This is a genomic window from Hymenobacter elongatus, from assembly GCF_004745955.1.
Lineage (GTDB): Bacteria > Bacteroidota > Bacteroidia > Cytophagales > Hymenobacteraceae > Hymenobacter > Hymenobacter elongatus.
Map to the genome: position 1 here is coordinate 23,721 of NZ_SRLD01000025.1, position 16,782 is coordinate 40,502.

The window sequence follows — 16,782 nt, forward strand, 5'->3', positions numbered from 1 at the left end:
AGCCCTTTTCTACACCTGTAGGAAAGGGCTTTGTGGTACAAGCACGGGCCCGTGCTACGCAGAGCACGGATTGCTGCGCTTCGCTCGTAATGACGGATAAAAACCCTAGCTTACTTCCCTGTCAAACCCCCATCAGCAGAGAAGCATGCTAGGACTAATGATGAACGAGCCCCTGCGCATTGCCGGGCTTCTGGAACATGCCGCCAAGTGGCACTCCACCACCGAAATCGTGTCGCGCCTGACGGAGGGCGGCATTCACCGCTACACCTATCATGCCGCCCACCAGCGGGCCAAGCAGCTGGCCAATGTACTCACGGAGCTGGGCGTGCAAAACGGCGACCGAATCGGGACGCTGGCCTGGAACAACCACCGCCACTTCGAGCTGTACTACGGCGTGTCGGGCATCGGGGCAGTGTGTCACACCATCAATCCCCGGCTGTTTCCCGAGCAGCTGGTGTATATTATTAACCACGCCGCCGACCGGTTTCTGTTTTTCGATCTGACGTTTCTGCCGCTGGTGGAAAAGCTGGCCCCGCTCTGCCCCAAGGTGGAAGCCTGGGTGCTGATGACCGACCGCGCCCACATGCCCACGGCCAGCGCCCTGCCCGATATCCGGTGCTACGAAGACCTGCTGGCCGCCCACAGCGCCGAGTTTACGTGGCCCGACTTCGACGAAAATACGGCCTCGTCGCTCTGCTACACTTCCGGCACCACCGACCAGCCCAAGGGCGTGCTCTACTCCCACCGCTCCACGGTGCTGCACAGCTACGCCGCCGGCCTGCCCGACTGCTTCAACTGCTCGGCCCGCGACGTAATTTTGCCCGTCGTGCCCATGTTCCACGTCAACGCCTGGGGCATTCCGTACCTGGCTCCCCTAATTGGCTGCAAGCTGGTGCTGCCCGGTCCGGGCCTCGATGCGGCCAGTCTGTTTGAGCTTTTCGAGCAGGAACACGTCACCTTCAGCGCCGGCGTGCCCACTATCTGGTTTGGGCTGCTCACGTTTATGCGGGAGAAAAAAGCCCGCTTCAGCACGCTCAAGCAGATGATTGTGGGCGGCGCATCGTGCCCGCCGGCCCTGCTCAAAGCCTTCGACGATGAGCTGGGCGTGCACATCCGCCACGCCTGGGGCATGAGCGAAACCTCGCCGCTGGGCACCGTCAATTCCTCCAAGTCCAGCCAGCTTAGCCTGAGCCCCGATGAGCAGTTTGCCATCAGCACCAAGCAGGGTCGCTCCATCTTTGGCATCGACATGAAAATAGTAGACGACCACGACCAGGAGCTGCCCCACGACGGCGTGGCCTTCGGCGACCTGCTCGTGCGCGGCCCATTTGTGGCGGGCGGCTACTACGAGTCCGACAACCGCAGCCAGTTTACCGCCGACGGCTGGTTCCGGACCGGCGATGTGGCCACCATCGACCCCGAAGGCTTCATGAACATCACCGACCGCTCGAAGGACGTCATCAAGTCGGGCGGCGAGTGGATTTCCAGCATCGACCTCGAAAACCTGGCCATTGCCCACCCCAGCATTGCCGAGGCGGCCGTCATCGGGCTGCCCCACCCCAAATGGAGCGAGCGGCCCTTGCTGGTGGTAGTGCGCAAACCCGACACCGAAGTCAGCCAAGAGGAGCTGCTGCTGTTTTTCGACGGCAAAGTAGCCAGCTGGTGGAAGCCCGACGCGGTGGAATTTGTGGAGCAGTTGCCCCATACGGCCACCGGCAAGCTGCTCAAAACCAAGCTCCGCCAGGATTTCGCGGGCTACGAGTTTCCGTAGCAGCGGCCCAGCAGAACCCACAAAAAGGGTCGGGGTCCCGCGTAAGCGAGGTCCCGACCCTTTTTTGTGGGTAGCGGTGGCAGCGGTAAAAGCGGCGCGACGCCTTATTCCTCCTGGGATTTCATTTTGGCTTCAATGGTGCGCTGCAGCTCCGGCAGGTTTTCCTGCACCCGGCGCTGGCCCAGCTCCATGCCCGCCTGCATCAGCACCGACTGCTTCCCCACGAATTTCTGGCCGACCGGAGTTTCGTAGAACTTGGTTAGCTCCTTCAGTTCTTTCTCCGTGAACTCAGTAGCATACAGGCTGATCATGTCCTCTTTCAGCGAGGCCCAGCTCATATATTTAGCCGTGAAAGCCCGCATTTCGGGTTCCAGACTTTTTATTTCCGGGCGCTGCTTTATCTGCATCGTCATCATCTGATCCACGGCCGCGTCGAGCGTTTTTTCTACCTGCATCGTGCTCAAAAATACGGCGGCGGCTTTGCGCTGCGCCGGGGTGCCCGTAGAGGCCGAGGCGGTAGCGGTAGTCGATTGGGCCTGCACGGCCGGGGCAGTCAGCCACAAGCCGGCCGCCAGAACAAAGAAGAAAGTACGCACGGACACGAAGTAGAAGAACGAGGCCCCGGCATAGAAATGCCCGGTGCCGCGCCCCGGATGAAACGTAAAATAGCCTGCCTGTCAGTGGCGCAGCAGGGAAACAAGGGTAAGACACCTGTTGCCGCTGAAAGAGTCCCGGCGCGGGAATCACAGCTGTCTGTTGCAAGGTACGGCCTCAACCGCTATTGTATTCCAGGCGTTGTGGTATTCCTTCATACTAGCCAGCGGCCCCGCGAAAAACACCTAGTCGCGTCGGGCAGTATTCCTACTGGTTGCCCATCAGATCTGCTGCGCAAAGTCGAAGCATCTCTACTGCTTTGCTTAGGGCTTTTCAACGAAGTGGTAGAGATGCGTCGGCAAGCGGACGCCAGGTGAGCAGGACGTGCTGAGTTGATTACACCGACTTCCTAAGAGGCTGTTTGAGTTAGCAAAAATCTGTCATTGTGATGTAGAGACGCATGGTTGCGTCTCGTCGCTTGCGCCTCAAGGCCAGGTTTTGTTCAACGATGAGACGCAACTATGCGTCTCTACATCATTCCTGATACTGAAGCTGTTTAGAAAGTCAAAAGAACGTCATGCTGAGCTTGTCGAAGCATCTCTACCGCTTCGTAGGTGCCGTTCAAAGAAGCGGTAGAGATGCTTCGACAAGCTCAGCATGACGTGCTGATTACAGTTGGCGACTTTCTAAACAACTTCACTTAAAAAAAACCAACTCAAACAGCCTCTAAACAGATGCAGCGCCTGAAATCACCTTTTCCAAGTCTTGGCTCAGACTTTCAGAAAGATGCGCCGCTCATACATCACCCACAACACGGCCAGCCAGATGAGCACGCAGGCCGTGGCACCGGCCAGTGAGGCCAGGTACGGATCGGGGAAGTAGGGCACGAACAGCAGATCGACCAGCCGCTGTTTCAGGCTGATGGTGCCCGCCCCGGTCGGATTAGCGACCTGCCACATATTCAGGCCCCGGGCAATGAGGCTGGACAGGAAAAAGACGGTAATGGCATTGACGCCGAAAACGACGAAGGCCGTGGTGCCGCGCCGATAACCGCGCACGTCGCAGAGCCAGTAGAGGGCGGCCAGGACGCCAGCGGCGATGCCACCGGTGTAGAGCACGTAGGAGCTGGTCCACAGGTTCTTGTTCAGCGGCAGCCAGCTGCTCCAGAACAAGCCTAGCAGCAGAGTCGCCCCGCCCGCCACCAACAGCCAGGCCACTTTGGCAGCGGCGGCTGGGCCGGCCGCGCGCAGGCCGCGCCCCGCCAACAGGCCCATGAGGCCGGTGCCCACGGCCGGCAGCGTGCCCAGCAGGCCTTCTGGGTCCCATGTTTTGCTGATTTTCCAGAGGTGTGCTTCGCCCAGCAGCAGCCGGTCGAGCCAGGCCCCGAGGTTGGTGGCAGGCTCCAGGTTGGCCGGCCCGAAACCAGGCACGGGCACCAGCTGGAGCAGCACATTGTAGCCAACCAGCACCACGGCCAACACCCAAGCCTGCTGCCGCCAGGTGGTTTTAACAAACAACACTCCACACACCAGAAAGACCAGCGCAATACGCGCCAGCACGCCCGGAATCCGGACCGTGGCGAAGTCCCACTGCAAAAACAGGGACGCAAACAGGCCCAATCCAAACAGTACCACCGAGCGGCGCAGCACCCGCCCAAGCAGCGCCCCGTGCTGGCTATAGTCGCGGCGGGCAGTATCGAGTCCATACACAATGGAAACGCCCATTATGAACAGAAAAAAGGGAAATATGAGGTCGGCGGGGGTGCAGCCGTGCCACTCGGCATGGGCCAGCGGCGCGTAGATATGGCCCCAGTCGCCGGGATTGTTCACCAGAATCATAGCCATAACCGTCAGCCCCCGGAACACATCCAAGGACACCAGACGCGGCGGCGGGGCGGGCATGGCAGCGGGGCCGGTGGCGGAGAGCAGAGCCGACGTGGGACGGGCAGTGGGCAGAGAGCTGGGCATGCGGGATGGGGAGTAGCGGGCGGCGGCGGCGACCTGGGCGAAGATACCGAAAGCCGCCGGGTACGGCGCTGAAAGACGCAGACTCACTTTTCGGCCGTGCGCTTGTTAGTACCTGAATTTTCGGTTCGGCGGCGGCTCGCGCGCGCTTCGGTGCCAACCTCGTACTTTTGGCTTCCTGATGGCAACTCCCGACCATATTTCGCTGACCCTCGCCCGCCACGGGCTGCGCCACACGCCCATGCGGCGGGCCGTGCTGGACGTGCTGTTCAGCAAGTCGTTTGCTCTCTCCAGCAACGATATTGAGCAGGCCCTGGAAGCCGATTCCGACCGTATCACACTCTACCGCACGCTACGCACTTTCGAACAGAAAGGCGTTATTCACCGGGTGCTCGACAGCTCCGACGTCATTCGGTTCGCGGCCTGCTCGGTGGCCTGCACCGAGCAGGCCCACGCCGACGACCATGTACATTTCAAATGCTCGGCCTGTGAGCGGACGTATTGCCTCACCCAGGTGGCTATTCCGGCCGTGCAGCTGCCCGGTGGCTTTCGGGCCACCCACCGCGACTATCTGATGTCGGGCGTGTGCCAGCAGTGCCACGCTGAGTAAGCGCAGGTCGGCAACCTGCGGCGGCAGCCGAAACTCGGGAAGCGGTTAGGCGACTCTTCGAGTACACCCAAAAGGCCCGACTGGAACTCCAGCCGGGCCTTTCTCACTTTCTGTCTCTGTCTCTGTCTCTGTCTCTGTCTCTGTCTCTGTCTCTGTCTCTCTGCGACTCCCCAGCTACCGATACTCCCGATTCTGAAGAATTGCGCCCTTGTTGGTAATGGCGTCGAGCTGGCGCTGCGGAATAGGCCGCACCGTATGGTAGTCCTGAATGCTGGCTCCGGCCTCGGGGTTGTTGGCCCGCACGCGCTCCACCAGCTTCTTGGTGTGCTTCAAATCAAACCAGCGCAGCTGCCCACCGGCTAGCTCCCGGGCGCGCTCATCCAGCATAAAGTCCAGGGTGACGGCTTCGGCCGCCACCAGATACGGATCGGCCAAGTGGATAACGTAGGCGTCGCGGGCTCTCTGGGCCTCGTTCAGGGTGGGCCGGGTTAAAGCATGACGCTCTGTTGCTCACTTGTTCATACTTCTTGCCCCAAGTTGCGTGGCAGAACAGGAACCTCAGCGGGATGATATAGTAGCAGCAGCGGCCGGAAAATGCACGAAAAAGCCCCAGCGGGGCAAGACGTGCTGCCCCGCTGGGGCGTTGACAACGGCAGGCCAGCTTTGTACTAGGGTGTGTTTGAAAAGTCCAGAACAGTCATGCTGAGCTTGTCGAAACATCTCTACCGCCACAGTATATGAGTTTACTAGTGCGGTAGAGATGCTTCGACAAGCTCAGCATGGGCGCCGTTTTGCCAAAAATAGAGTTTCCAGACACAGCCTACTAGGCTGCCCCGCTGGAGCTACGCTATCAGTTCCGCCATTTGGGTTTCTTAGTGTCGCGAAGCGCGCCTACTTACCACTGCGGCCGGTTGAACAGGACGCCACACCCTAACCGCCACCGCTACCGCCGCCCAAACAGGCGGGCGAAGAAACCGCGCTTCCTGGTCTTCGTTTTGATTTTAACTTTCGTTACGGCAGCCGTTTCGGACTGCACTACGGCCGGGCGCGGCGTGGGCACGGGCCGGGCCGCCGCCACGGGCGGAGCCAGCACCACAGGCGCGGGCAACGGAGCCTGCGCCACCACAATTTCGGCCACTTTGCCCTGCGTGCTCACCCGGACCGGGGTACTTTCATTGTGCAGCCGGTCGACGGCCGTGATGTAGTAGGCATAGTCGGTGCCGGGCACGGCGCTGGTATCGACCAGCACCGAACTGCCTCCCGCGTGGCTCTGCACCAGGGCCAGAATATTGCGCGGGTCGTCGGGCGTGGGCGTTTGGCCTTTGCTGAAGCGGTAGACCACGAAGTAGCGGGCCAGGTCGCCATCGGCGGCCACGGGACCAGGCTGCCAGGTGAGCGTAATGGCGGGCGTGGCACGGGTCATCACGACGTTTTGGGCCGGGCGGGGCGGCACGGCATCCAGCCAGGGCATGGTCGGTATCAGGGCCGGGTAGCGGAACAGGTTTTGCCGCAGCGAGTCGCGGGTGTGCAGCGGGTTCGACATCAGCGAGCGGGCACTGAAAAACACGCTGCCGCTTACGTCGGTGGGGTACGAGCGGTTGAGACGCACTTGGCGGGGCAGCTCACGCGGGTTGCGCCAGGTGGTGTCGGAGCGGGTATTTTCCAGCATCCGGTACGCTCCCTGCCCAATATAGAGGTGGCGGCCAAAGTGGTTGCGTGTCCACCATTCGAGCAGCGTAGCGTAGGGCACCAGCTTAAAATTGGTGCTCCAGTAGAGTTGGGGCACGATGTAGTCAATCCAGCCTTCCTGCAGCCACAGGCGCGAGTCGGCGTAGAGGTTGGCGTAGCTCGGCTGGCCGGCGCGGGTGTTGGAGCCCTCCGGGTGCGCCGACTGGTTCATCCAAACCCCAAAAGGCGAGATGCCGAACTTCACCCAGCGCTTGGTGCCCTGAATCGTGTCGTGGAGGCCCGCAATCAGCTGGTTCACGTTCTGCCGCCGCCAGTCGGCCAGGGGCAGATTATCGGGGTTGAATTGCTGAAAGGCCAGCTCGTCGTGAATTTTCTGGTTGGGCTCCGGATACGGGTAAAAATAGTCGTCGAAATGTACGCCATCAATATCGTAGCGCTGCACCACATCCAGAATAACCTGGGTGATGTAGCTGCGCACCGCCGGCAGGCCGGGATTGAAGAGCAGCTTACCGGAATAGCGCAGAAACCACTCGGGATGCCGCTTGAAAGGGTGAGTGGGAGCCAGTCGGCGCGTCACGGAGTCGAGAGAAGCGCGGTACGGGTTGAACCAGGCGTGAAACTCCATTCCCCGGGCGTGGGCTTCCTCAATCAGAAAGGGCAACGGGTCGTAGCCGGGGCTGGGGGCTTTGCCCTGCTGGCCGGTCAGCCACTTGCTCCAGGGCTCCAGGTCGCTCTGGTAAAAGGCATCAGCGGCGGGCCTGATCTGCACGAACACGGCGTTGATGCCATTGCGCTGCTGCACATCCAGAATGCGGCGGTATTCGCGGCGCTGCTGCTCAGCCGTGAGCGTGCGGCTGCTGGGCCAGTCAATGTTTTCTACCGTCGCAATCCAGACGCCGCGCAGCTCCCGCTTGGGTGGGCCGTCCTGCGCCACCGTGGCCGGGCTACAGGCCAGCAGCAAAAACAGCGAGAAAATCCAAAAACACGCGAGGCACCCAGCCGGAAATAATCGAGACATCAGCACAGAAACGGAGAAAACGCCGGCAAATTACGCAGTCGCCCGGCGGCATTCACCGCTGGCCGCCCAAAATCCGTTTTCACGCCTGCTTTTACCACTCTATAAACTGCACGATGCCGCCCCAAGGCTTAGCTCCTTAGGGCGGCATCGTGTACAACGGCTCCGCTTGGGGCCGTCATGGGTGTTTGCTAGTTCGCCGGGTTGCTGCCGTCGCCGGCATCGTCGCTACCGCCTTCCATGCCGTTGGTCTGGCTGGCGTCGCCGTACTCGCCCCGAATACCGTCGCCGTTGCCCATATTGCTTTGGGTGCTGGTAGTAGCGGTATTTTTAGGAGTATCCTTTTCCTGTTGGGCCCGCTGCGCAGGTGCTTGCGCCTCGTTTTCCGAGGTGCCGTTCTGGCCGGAATTGGTTGTGCTTGCGGGGGTAGCGCCGCTGTCTTCGGAAGTGGTGTCGGGGGTGTTGGGGTGGTTTGCCATAGCAGAGAAAAGAGGAAATGGATGAGCTACTACAAAAAAGATTTTCGCAGCCAGGGGCTACGCGGTAGTCTATACGCCGGGCGGGCAGCCTTGTTGACGCAAGGCCATCATTTTACCCCACCTTTTTCCCAACTTACGGGCCGATTACTACCCAACGCTATTCTGCTTTTTCCGTGTCTGAGGCTTCTTCTCCCGCTGATTTCCTACTTTCCAAAACGGATGCCGAGCTGCTATTCCTGGCCCAGAACCCCGATTTCTACCATGCTGACCTCGTGGCGGCAGCCGGGCGCGAGCTACGGCGGCGCGGCGTAGCTCGCGCCGCCGAGCCGCCGGCCGCTTATTACCAAGACGAGGATGAGGCCCCGGCCCGCAACTGGCGCATGCCGGCCGTGGGCATTGGCCTGCTGGCGTTGGCCGCAATCCTGTACTTCTGGCCTACCGGTACCAAAAACTGGCAAAACAAGCAAGGTCCCGTCGCTCAACGGGAGCTGGTAGCCGTCCAGACGCACGTGTTTCCCACCTTCGATTCGCTGACCGCCACCCAGCTTCACCAAATGCCCCGCACGCTGCCCGCCGCCGAGCGCACCGATACCACCGCCCAGCGTAAATTCCTGCTGTTGGCGCGCCGGTTCTGGGAAGCCGAAAACCAGACCGACTACCTCTGCCACGAGGTGCAGGCAGCCCGCATCGACTCCACATTTCCCGGTCAGGTCGATATCACGCTCGACAAATGGAAGCGGCTGACCAGCGCGCTGGTGTACGACCACAAGCTGCAGCCCGCCATGACCGCGCGGGTGGAGCTGATGCGCCACGCGGCCGTGGTGCGGCGCGAAACCCTGGCCGCCATGAAAAACCAGTACCTCTACGGTCAGCCGCCCCTCGACCGGAGTCTGCTCTATCTGAATGACTCGGTGATGGTGCTGCGCCAAACCCTACTGGGGGTGCCTGCCTCCCAGCGGCTACGCCCCCGGCAGGAGCAGCAGAAGCGCATTGATGCCGAAAGGGCGCGGCAGGCTATCCAAGATCTGCCACAAGTGTAGCGCGTAGGCTGGGGCCTGCTTTTTGAGGGCGGCACAGGGTAGGTCTCACGGTGCTTTTTCTCTAGTATGGCTGCCAATTCTAGTCTTGCCGAGCTGTTTGCCCAAAAATCAGATGCCGAGTTGCTGTATATGGCCCAGAATGCCCCACGCTACCCGCCCGCCCTGGGCGCGGCGGCCGTGCGTGAGCTACAGCAGCGCGGCCTCGTCCCGACGGTGCCAGCCGCGCCGCGCGCCACCGACAATCTGCCGGCACCTGCCCCCGACGAGCCTTGGCACTACCTGGCCCTCGATACCCTACGGCGGCTTCTGAGGCCCTCCGCCGCCTATTTTGCTACTCCCCTGCTACTGACGCTGAACGTCCTTGTATTTGGCCTGATGGTAGCAGCCGGAGCGGATATATTTCATCCGCAGTCGGCCATATTAGTAGCCTGGGGCTCTAACTTTTCGCCCCTCACGCTGCCCGGGCAGCCGTGGCGGCTGCTTACCAGCTGCTTTCTGCACGGCGGCCTGGCCCACTTACTGCTCAATGCGCTGGCGCTGCTGTTTCTGGGGCGGCTTACCGAGTCATGGCTGGGGCCGGGCCGGGTGCTGCTTTTCTACCTGCTGAGTGGCGTGGGCGGCAGCCTGGCCAGCCTGTGGTGGCACGCGGCGGGCGTGAATTCGGTGGGAGCTTCCGGGGCTATTTTCGGACTTTATGGCTTACTGCTAGCGGTGGCTCTGACGGGGGCCGTACCCCTGAGTCGGCAGCAGCGCTACAGTCTGCTCTGGCTGGTGCTGCTGCTAGTGCCGAGCCAGCTCCAGGCCGGCTTGCAGGGCACGGGCACCACCGACAACGCGGCGCATATCGGGGGCCTGCTCACGGGCTGGGGGCTGGGGCTACTCTACGCGGTGTGGCGTCAACTCCTCAAAACAAAGTAGCATCGCCCAAAGATGTGATTGTATTTGGCAGGCACTACGTCGTATCTTTGGGACCGGCAGCTGGACTCAACAGCTGCTCTAACGCTTTGTCTCTCACCTTTTTTTCTACTGGCCATGAGAAAGACAATTTTACTTATTTGCCTAGCCGCTATCAGCAGCATGATGACCGTTTCGGCGGCCCTGGCGCAGGCGCTACCCAACGGCACACTCGAAACCTGGGAAACGCGCGGCTTCAGCCAGACCCCGACCGGCTGGTTTACCCTCAACGATGTAACCCAGGCAGCGGTGCCGGGGTTTCCCTTCCCAATCAATACCACTACCCGCACCACCGACAAGCACGGGGGAAACTTCGCGGCCCGGCTCCAGAACGAGAATAATGCTCTGCTGGGGCCGCTTCCGGGCTTGTTGGGGATTGGCGGCACCATCAATATCAATTCCGGCACGCTGGGTGGCATTCCGTTCGCCAGCCGCCCCGCCCGCCTGGAGTTCTACTACAAGCTGACTGGCAGCAATGCGGCGAATGACTCGGCAGCCGTGCAAGTGATTCTGACGAAAACAGTGAACGGTCAGCAAACGCTGGTAGCTGAGGGGGGCCTGGTGCTGCTGCCGACCGGTAGCTATTCGCTGAGCACCGTGCCGTTGCAGTATGCCTCGGCCATTGCCCCCGATTCGATCCAGATTATTTTCCTGTCGAGCACCCGCACTGAGTCCCTGGCCAATACGGCCCTGTATATCGACGACGTACGCATGACCGGCACCGTGACCTCGACGCTCGACGCAACGCGCAATGCCGCCGTAACGGTGTACCCGAACCCCAGCACCGACGGGCTGTTTACGCTCGCCACAATGCAGGAGGCCAGCTGGGCCCGCGCCGCCTATACCGTATCGGATGTGACAGGCCGCGTGGTACTGCGGCAGGCAGCGGCTCCGGCCAACGCCCGCGGCCCGCGCGCCGTAGATTTGCGGGGCCATCGGGCCGGCGTGTATACCTTGCGCCTCGATACGTCTGAAGGCCCGATAGTACACAAACTCCTGATTCCGTGACCGAACCCACTCCTTTCACCGGTGATTCCGCTGAGCGCCCTTCGCGCTGGCGCCGCTTTTCGGCCGCCGCGCGCAGGGCGGCTTCGCTTCCGGTGCAGGGCATCGACTACCTCTACCAAACCGGGCAGGCCTACCGGCATTTCACCCTGCCTATTCTGAATGGCGCTATCGGCGACCAGCTGGCCGCCCGCCAGGATGCCCGGGCTATTCAGATGAGTTTCCGCCAGCTTGGGGCCGATATTGCGGTGCCCGAGCTTCACCTCACCGGCCCGCCGCTCACGACTGTCGTGTTTCTGCACGGCCTGATGGGCGACGAGATGATCTGGCAGGCCGGCACGCCCGATACGCCGCGCTATGGCCCGCTGCTGCAGCGCGAAGCAGGGGTGCGCTGCCTGTATCTGCGCTTCAATAGCGGCCTGCACATTTCCCAGAATGGGCAGCTGCTTTCTGGCTTGCTTACCGAGCTGCTGGCCACGCACGCGGAGTCCGTTGGGGAACTGGTACTCGTCGGGCACTCCATGGGTGGGCTGGTGATTCGGAGCGCCGGCTACTACGGCACGCATACCACCGCCGGTGTGGCTCCTGCCGCCACCTGGATTGGCCGGTTGCGGTCCATATTTCTATTGGGCGTGCCCAACGACGGCTCGTTTCTGGAGCAGAACAGCCACCTTACTTCCGTGATGCTGCGCAAGCTGAACGTGGCCCCGACCCGCTTTCTGAGCAAAGCCATGGACCAGCGCAGCAATGGCATCAAGGATTTGCGCTACGCAATTCTGGTCGACCAAGACTGGCAGAGCCCCTATGCCGACGATGTGCTGATGCCGCCCCGCACGGTGGTGCCGCCGCTGCCGGGCGTACCCTACCACGTACTCGTAGGCTCGCTGCTCAAAACCGCCAACTCAGCACTCCACCACTATTTCGGCGACGGGCTGGTGGGAGCTGGCAGCGCCGTCGGCCGAATCTTCGCCGACCCGGCTCTGCCACCAGAGGCCCAGGTGCACACCCGCGTATTCGCCCAGCAGAGCCACGCCGGTCTGCTCTCGAATCCGGAGGTATATCAGTACCTGCGCGAGCATTTGTAAGCCAGTAGCAACAGCCGGACAAAAAATAACCCAGCCAATGCAGGGCCGGGTTATTTTTTATATAAATAAAAATAAAGCAAATAACTGATACTAAAATAAAGCAATAATCTAATAAAATATAAATAGCTATAATCTCTTCTTGCTTAAATCAAATCCTCTCTCTTATGACAAGAAATAAAATAACATACTTTCAGTCTATATCCGATTCCTAAATAACAGCTACGCCCACTGATTTGGACTACCTTACTGCGATTCTGATGATATAAAATTACTGCCTTTGATGGTCGAAAGTAAATATATTACACCAACTCCCGCTTGCGAAGGACAAACCCTGGGTTAGGCACGTCATAGCTGCTTGCAGTGCTCTATAACATTATTTCAGCCGCTCAGCCACACGAAAATCATCAACTCAAACACGTTTCAATCAGACCACTACCCACCATCATTCTACTACTAAAAGAACGACCAGTAGTTACAAGCTACTCACCACTACAAACAACTATTGCCAACGATGCACACGCTCTGAAATCCCAAAAGGCCAGCCCTGCTTGCGCCAGGCTGGCCTTTTTGTAGAATATCTAATTCAATAAAATAAGTATTAACTCGTAATGATGAATTGAATAAGAATAGAATAATCAATGATTAACGACGCTTGTAGCAGAAATACACATAGTCGCCACCGGCACCTTTGTTCAAATCAACACCCTGGCCATTGGAGGCATCTACTTTAACCCAGCCGGCTGGCGGTGCCACGCTGCTGCTCGAGCCGTACAGTACTCCCACTTCAATGGGGTTGCCATCACGCGCATCTTTCGACTGGTAGCCGTAGATATATTCGCCGCCCGCGCCGTCGTTCAGATCGGGCTGCTTCCAGCCGCCTAAGCCATTAGGAGCCCAAGTGGGGAAAGTGAAACCGGGCCAGGAGTAGAATGCGCCACCGCTGCTGTATGCCTGCGACCAGATAGCGCGTACCGGCCCTACTACTTGCCGGCCATTACAAGTATTGAAGCTGCCGTTCATGCAGTAGTTATCCCATTCCGAGCCTTTCTGCACTTTGCTGGGATTGCGGGTGAAAGTCAGATAGATGTACTGGCCACCGGACCCGCGGTTGAGGTCCACATCAATTTTGGTGTAGCCATCCAGCGGGCCATCCCCCCCTTTGGTGATTTTGAGGTCATAAATATGGCCAGCCGGATTATCGGAGCCCGAATAAGCCGCTACGTTTTCGCTGCTGATGAAACCTTGGTAGGGCGCGCTGCCGCCGCCACCATAGCTGCCGCCATCAACAGGCTCCTCGGGCAGCATCAGGTGCTGCTCGCTGCCAAAGCCGAAGGCAGTAAAGCTCTTCAGGTCGCGGCGCTGCACATCGAACTTAGGACGGTGCTGGCGCGGGCTCACACCGTCGCTGGGCACGATGGTGCCATCCTTTACGTACTGGCCTTCGGGGTCGACCAGGGTACCTAAGCGTACATCATTTACAAACTTTCCCCAAGCGGCGCGAGCCTGAGAAATGGAAGAGCTGGCTTGGTTGTCTTTGCCCGGCGTCACATCCTGCAGCTCATCTTTACTGCAGCTCGACAGAGCCATAACACTAGCACCGAGAAACAAAGCAGACAGCTTGAAACGTACTGGAAATTTCATAAAACGATAATAAAGGGAAGGTGTGAAAAAAAAAGAAACAGAGTTGAAATTTGTAGAACAGCTTTACCAGCTAAGCCAATGTAGAAACCTCTTATCTGGCTGCCGTTGGATGATACAAACGTACCTATAGCTCTCGCTGAGTTATAATTTATTACACCAATCCACCTTTTAGCAGGATAAACTCCAGGTTTGGGCAGTAGCTAAAATCCCATCTCAGCCCGGAAGCAAAAGGCACAAAAAGCCCCGCTGCCAGAGATATGACAGCGGGGCCTCAACTGAAATAATCCAAATCCCTTATCCGACCTGCACTGGCGCAGCCATAAGCGTGACGGTGGCAAATGCGCTGGACACTACTAACTCACTCAAAGCAAAGCCCATATCCAAATCAGTTGTGGTAAGCGCCACTGCTTCCCCATCAACGGTGGCATGGGCCGCGCCGAAGCTCAGCCCGTGCAACACGACGCGGTAGGTAGCGAAGGAAGGCTGGTAGTCGCCCTCAATGGCTTGCGTCACGGTCAGGGCGGTGGCGGTGCCCGTCACGGTGAAGTGGCGCGTGGTGCTGTGGCCTGCCTGGTAGCCGTAGCCATCGCCCCCATCGTCATACACGACGCTCGTTTCGGTGCCCTCCTTATAATAGACGTGCAAGGTTAGCTCTTCCACCTTTTTCTCGCCCACATACTGCATCAGCGGGTACATCGGCAGCACGGCGCCGGCCTTCACGAACAGCGGAATCCGGTCGAGCGGGGCGCTGGCCCACACTTCGGCTCCACCGGCCTTGGGCTCGTCGGTCCAGTAGTAGAACCAGTCGCCGCGGGGCAGGTACATCCAGCGGCCATCGGCCCCGGCCTGCGTGATGGGGCACACCAGCAGATGGTCGCCGAGGCTGAACTCGGCCATACGCAGGTAGGTTTCGGTGTCGTTCTGGTCGAGGAACGTGAGCGGGCGCAGCATGGGCGTACCCTGCTGCACATACTGCCAGAATGTGGTATACATATACGGCAGCAGGCGGTAGCGTAGCTCAATAAAGCCGCGGGCTAGGTCGAGGTACTGCTCGCCGAAGCTCCAGGGCTCCTGGTCGCCGTGGTCGCCGCTGGAGTGGGTGCGGAAGAATGGATGAAAGGCCGCCAGCGCCACCCAGCGCACGTACAGCTCGCCGTCGGGCGTGTCGATGAAGCCGCCCACATCGGAGCCGATGAAGCTGAAGCCCGAGATGCTCAGGCGCTGGCACTGAATGTTGGCCAGCCAGAGGTGCTCCCAGCTAGCGATGTTGTCGCCGGTCCAGGCCGAAGAGTAGCGCTGGCCCCCGGCGTAGGTGCTGCGCGTGATGGTAAAGGGCCGGTTGGGGTAGCTGAACTGCTTGACGCCCGCCGCCGTGGCCCGCGCCATCTGCATGCCGTAGATGTTGTGCGCCTTTTTGTGGGAAGCCGAATGGCCATCGTAGCTGAAGCGCACGTCGTCGGGAAAAGTACCCCGCTCGAACACGGCCGGCTCGTTCATGTCGTTCCAGACGCCACGCACGCCATCTTCCTGAATCAGACCTTTGAACAAGCCCGCCCACCATTCGCGCACGTCGGGGCGGGTGTAGTCGGGGAAGTTGCAGAGGCCGGGCCACACCGAGCCGCGCATCAGGGGGCCATCGGCGCGGTGGCAGAAGTAGTCGTTGGCCAGCGCTTCGGTATACACGCTGTAGTTGGGGTCAATCTTGATGCCGGGGTCGATGATGACAACGGTTTTGAAGCCTTCATCGGCCAGCTCCCGCACCATTTTTTTCGGGTCGGGAAAGTGGGTGGGGTTCCAGGTGAAGCACCGGTAGCCATCCATGTAGTCGATGTCCAGGTAGAGCGCGTCGCAGGGGATTTTCCGGTCGCGGAAGCCTTTGGCAATTTCGCGGAAGTTGCTTTCCGGAAAGTAGCTCCACTTGCACTGGTGGTAGCCCAGCGCCCACATGGGCGGTAGCTCGGGCGGGCAGGTCAGGCGCGTGTATTCCTGGGTTACCTCCGTCAGCGTAGGGCCGTAGATGAAGTAGTAGTTCATCTCGCCGCCCATGGCCCAAAAGCTGGTGACGTCGGCGCGCTCGGCGGCAAAATCGAAAAACGACTTAAACGTGTTGTCGAAGAAAATTCCGTGGGCAATTTTCTGCTGCAGCTCCAGATAGAACGGGATGTTCTTGTAGAGCGGGTCCGAACCTTTGATGTAGCCGTAGGTATCGGTGCCCCAGTTGCTGAAGCGCTTGCCGCGCAGGTTCATGTTGTCGGGCTTGTCGCCGAGGCCGTAGTAATGCACGCCACTTTGCACCTGCTTGCTCATCTTCACGATGTCGTTGCCGGTTTCATCGTCGTGCTCCCAGTGGAAGCCTTTCTCGTCGGAGCTGAGCACGTTGCCGGAGCGGTCGAGCACGCGCACGTACATCGTTTCCTTGGCGATGGTGCAAATCAGGCGGTCGGTGGTGATGCGGTAGTGGTCGGGCTTTTCGCGAAACTCCAGGAAATCGACCGGCTGCCGGGGCTGGTCGGCGGGCACGGCATAGCTGAAGTCGGCGGCAAAACCCACTTCGGTAGCGTAGCGAAAGCGCAGAACTTTATCGGTAATGACCTGCACGCTGAGTTGCACGCCATTGGCACAGGTAAGCAGAAAATCGGTGTGGTGCTGCACGCAGGAAGTCACCGGGCCGGGAAAGAACTCCTGCTTCCCCCGCGCGGCCAGGTCGTTGACCATGTAGTTATTTTCCTGAGTCGTATCGGCCATCGGTGTGTGGAGGAAGAAGTGGGAGCAAAAAAAATCCGGCGAGGCCGGAAGCGCAACAATTAAGCCTGCAATGTAAAAACGATTCCCGCGAATTTTGCCTAACATTAGCCTTCAAAAGCCTGAAACCCTTTTTCAGGCCTCTGGTAGCGCTTTTTCTTCTGCTTCTCTTTTCGTCGTTATTACCTCATTG

General features: G+C 59.7%; 13 protein-coding genes. 6 read left to right on the forward strand and 7 right to left on the reverse strand.

Features of this window, described 5'->3' with window-relative positions; all coding sequences use genetic code 11:
• Positions 1-145: 145 nt before the first annotated feature.
• Positions 146-1,771, forward strand: coding sequence for a 3-(methylthio)propionyl-CoA ligase (locus tag E5J99_RS13270; protein ID WP_135498296.1), 1,626 nt, complete (start codon positions 146-148; stop codon positions 1,769-1,771).
• Positions 1,772-1,875: 104 nt separating this feature from the next.
• On the opposite strand, the gene E5J99_RS13275 is transcribed toward E5J99_RS13270, so the two are convergent.
• Both E5J99_RS13275 and E5J99_RS13280 read right to left on the reverse strand, forming a co-directional pair.
• A complete protein-coding gene (locus E5J99_RS13275) occupies positions 1,876-2,367 on the reverse strand; it encodes a DUF2059 domain-containing protein (protein WP_135498297.1) in 492 nt (163 codons plus the stop codon).
• A gap of 768 nt (positions 2,368-3,135) precedes the next feature.
• Positions 3,136-4,332 (reverse strand): acyltransferase family protein, encoded by a 1,197-nt coding sequence (locus tag E5J99_RS13280; RefSeq protein ID WP_245318956.1) that lies wholly within the window; start codon positions 4,330-4,332, stop codon positions 3,136-3,138.
• Between the two features lie 178 nt (positions 4,333-4,510).
• Between E5J99_RS13280 and E5J99_RS13285 the strand changes: the two genes are divergently transcribed.
• Positions 4,511-4,939: a Fur family transcriptional regulator gene (locus E5J99_RS13285; protein WP_135498298.1), complete on the forward strand. Its 429-nt coding sequence runs from the start codon at positions 4,511-4,513 to the stop codon at positions 4,937-4,939.
• A gap of 174 nt (positions 4,940-5,113) precedes the next feature.
• On the opposite strand, the gene E5J99_RS13290 is transcribed toward E5J99_RS13285, so the two are convergent.
• From E5J99_RS13290 to E5J99_RS13300, 3 genes are all read right to left on the reverse strand, one after another.
• On the reverse strand, positions 5,114-5,374 hold the full coding sequence (locus E5J99_RS13290; RefSeq protein ID WP_394345950.1) for a RagB/SusD family nutrient uptake outer membrane protein: 261 nt from the start codon (positions 5,372-5,374) through the stop codon (positions 5,114-5,116).
• Between the two features lie 508 nt (positions 5,375-5,882).
• Positions 5,883-7,646: a family 10 glycosylhydrolase gene (locus E5J99_RS13295; RefSeq protein ID WP_135498300.1), complete on the reverse strand. Its 1,764-nt coding sequence runs from the start codon at positions 7,644-7,646 to the stop codon at positions 5,883-5,885.
• 188 nt (positions 7,647-7,834) lie between these two features.
• On the reverse strand, positions 7,835-8,122 hold the full coding sequence (locus E5J99_RS13300) for a hypothetical protein (protein WP_135498301.1): 288 nt from the start codon (positions 8,120-8,122) through the stop codon (positions 7,835-7,837).
• Positions 8,123-8,295: 173 nt separating this feature from the next.
• Between E5J99_RS13300 and E5J99_RS13305 the strand changes: the two genes are divergently transcribed.
• The 4 genes from E5J99_RS13305 to E5J99_RS13320 all read left to right on the forward strand — a co-directional run bounded on the left by E5J99_RS13305 (position 8,296) and on the right by E5J99_RS13320 (position 12,206).
• Positions 8,296-9,162 (forward strand): hypothetical protein, encoded by an 867-nt coding sequence (locus E5J99_RS13305; RefSeq protein ID WP_135498302.1) that lies wholly within the window; start codon positions 8,296-8,298, stop codon positions 9,160-9,162.
• 66 nt (positions 9,163-9,228) lie between these two features.
• A complete protein-coding gene (locus tag E5J99_RS13310; protein ID WP_135498303.1) occupies positions 9,229-10,080 on the forward strand; it encodes a rhomboid family intramembrane serine protease in 852 nt (283 codons plus the stop codon).
• A gap of 114 nt (positions 10,081-10,194) precedes the next feature.
• Entirely contained in the window at positions 10,195-11,124 is a 930-nt protein-coding gene (locus tag E5J99_RS13315; RefSeq protein ID WP_135498304.1) for a T9SS type A sorting domain-containing protein, read from the forward strand.
• Positions 11,121-12,206, forward strand: coding sequence for a lipase family alpha/beta hydrolase (locus tag E5J99_RS13320; RefSeq protein ID WP_135498305.1), 1,086 nt, complete (start codon positions 11,121-11,123; stop codon positions 12,204-12,206). Before E5J99_RS13315 ends, E5J99_RS13320 begins: the two co-directional genes overlap by 4 nt.
• Before the next feature lie 642 nt (positions 12,207-12,848).
• Here E5J99_RS13320 and E5J99_RS13325 read toward each other — a convergent pair.
• Together E5J99_RS13325 and E5J99_RS13330 are read right to left on the reverse strand one after the other, a co-directional pair.
• Positions 12,849-13,793, reverse strand: coding sequence for a hypothetical protein (locus E5J99_RS13325; RefSeq protein ID WP_135498306.1), 945 nt, complete (start codon positions 13,791-13,793; stop codon positions 12,849-12,851).
• Between the two features lie 348 nt (positions 13,794-14,141).
• Complete coding sequence (locus E5J99_RS13330; RefSeq protein WP_245318959.1) at positions 14,142-16,592, reverse strand: glycoside hydrolase family 31 protein; 2,451 nt, start codon at positions 16,590-16,592, stop codon at positions 14,142-14,144.
• Between the last annotated feature and the right edge of the window lie 190 nt (positions 16,593-16,782).

Excerpts from the sequence above, each read along its gene's own strand:
- E5J99_RS13270 (WP_135498296.1), top strand. The coding sequence starts at position 146 with ATGCTAGGACTAATGATGAACGAGCCCCTGCGCATTGCCGGGCTTCTG.
- E5J99_RS13280 (WP_245318956.1), bottom strand. The coding sequence starts at position 4,332 with ATGCCCAGCTCTCTGCCCACTGCCCGTCCCACGTCGGCTCTGCTCTCC.
- E5J99_RS13285 (WP_135498298.1), top strand. The coding sequence starts at position 4,511 with ATGGCAACTCCCGACCATATTTCGCTGACCCTCGCCCGCCACGGGCTG.
- E5J99_RS13295 (WP_135498300.1), bottom strand. The coding sequence starts at position 7,646 with ATGTCTCGATTATTTCCGGCTGGGTGCCTCGCGTGTTTTTGGATTTTC.
- E5J99_RS13300 (WP_135498301.1), bottom strand. The coding sequence starts at position 8,122 with ATGGCAAACCACCCCAACACCCCCGACACCACTTCCGAAGACAGCGGC.
- E5J99_RS13310 (WP_135498303.1), top strand. The coding sequence starts at position 9,229 with ATGGCTGCCAATTCTAGTCTTGCCGAGCTGTTTGCCCAAAAATCAGAT.
- E5J99_RS13315 (WP_135498304.1), top strand. The coding sequence starts at position 10,195 with ATGAGAAAGACAATTTTACTTATTTGCCTAGCCGCTATCAGCAGCATG.
- E5J99_RS13325 (WP_135498306.1), bottom strand. The coding sequence starts at position 13,793 with ATGGCTCTGTCGAGCTGCAGTAAAGATGAGCTGCAGGATGTGACGCCG.
- E5J99_RS13330 (WP_245318959.1), bottom strand. The coding sequence starts at position 16,592 with ATGGCCGATACGACTCAGGAAAATAACTACATGGTCAACGACCTGGCC.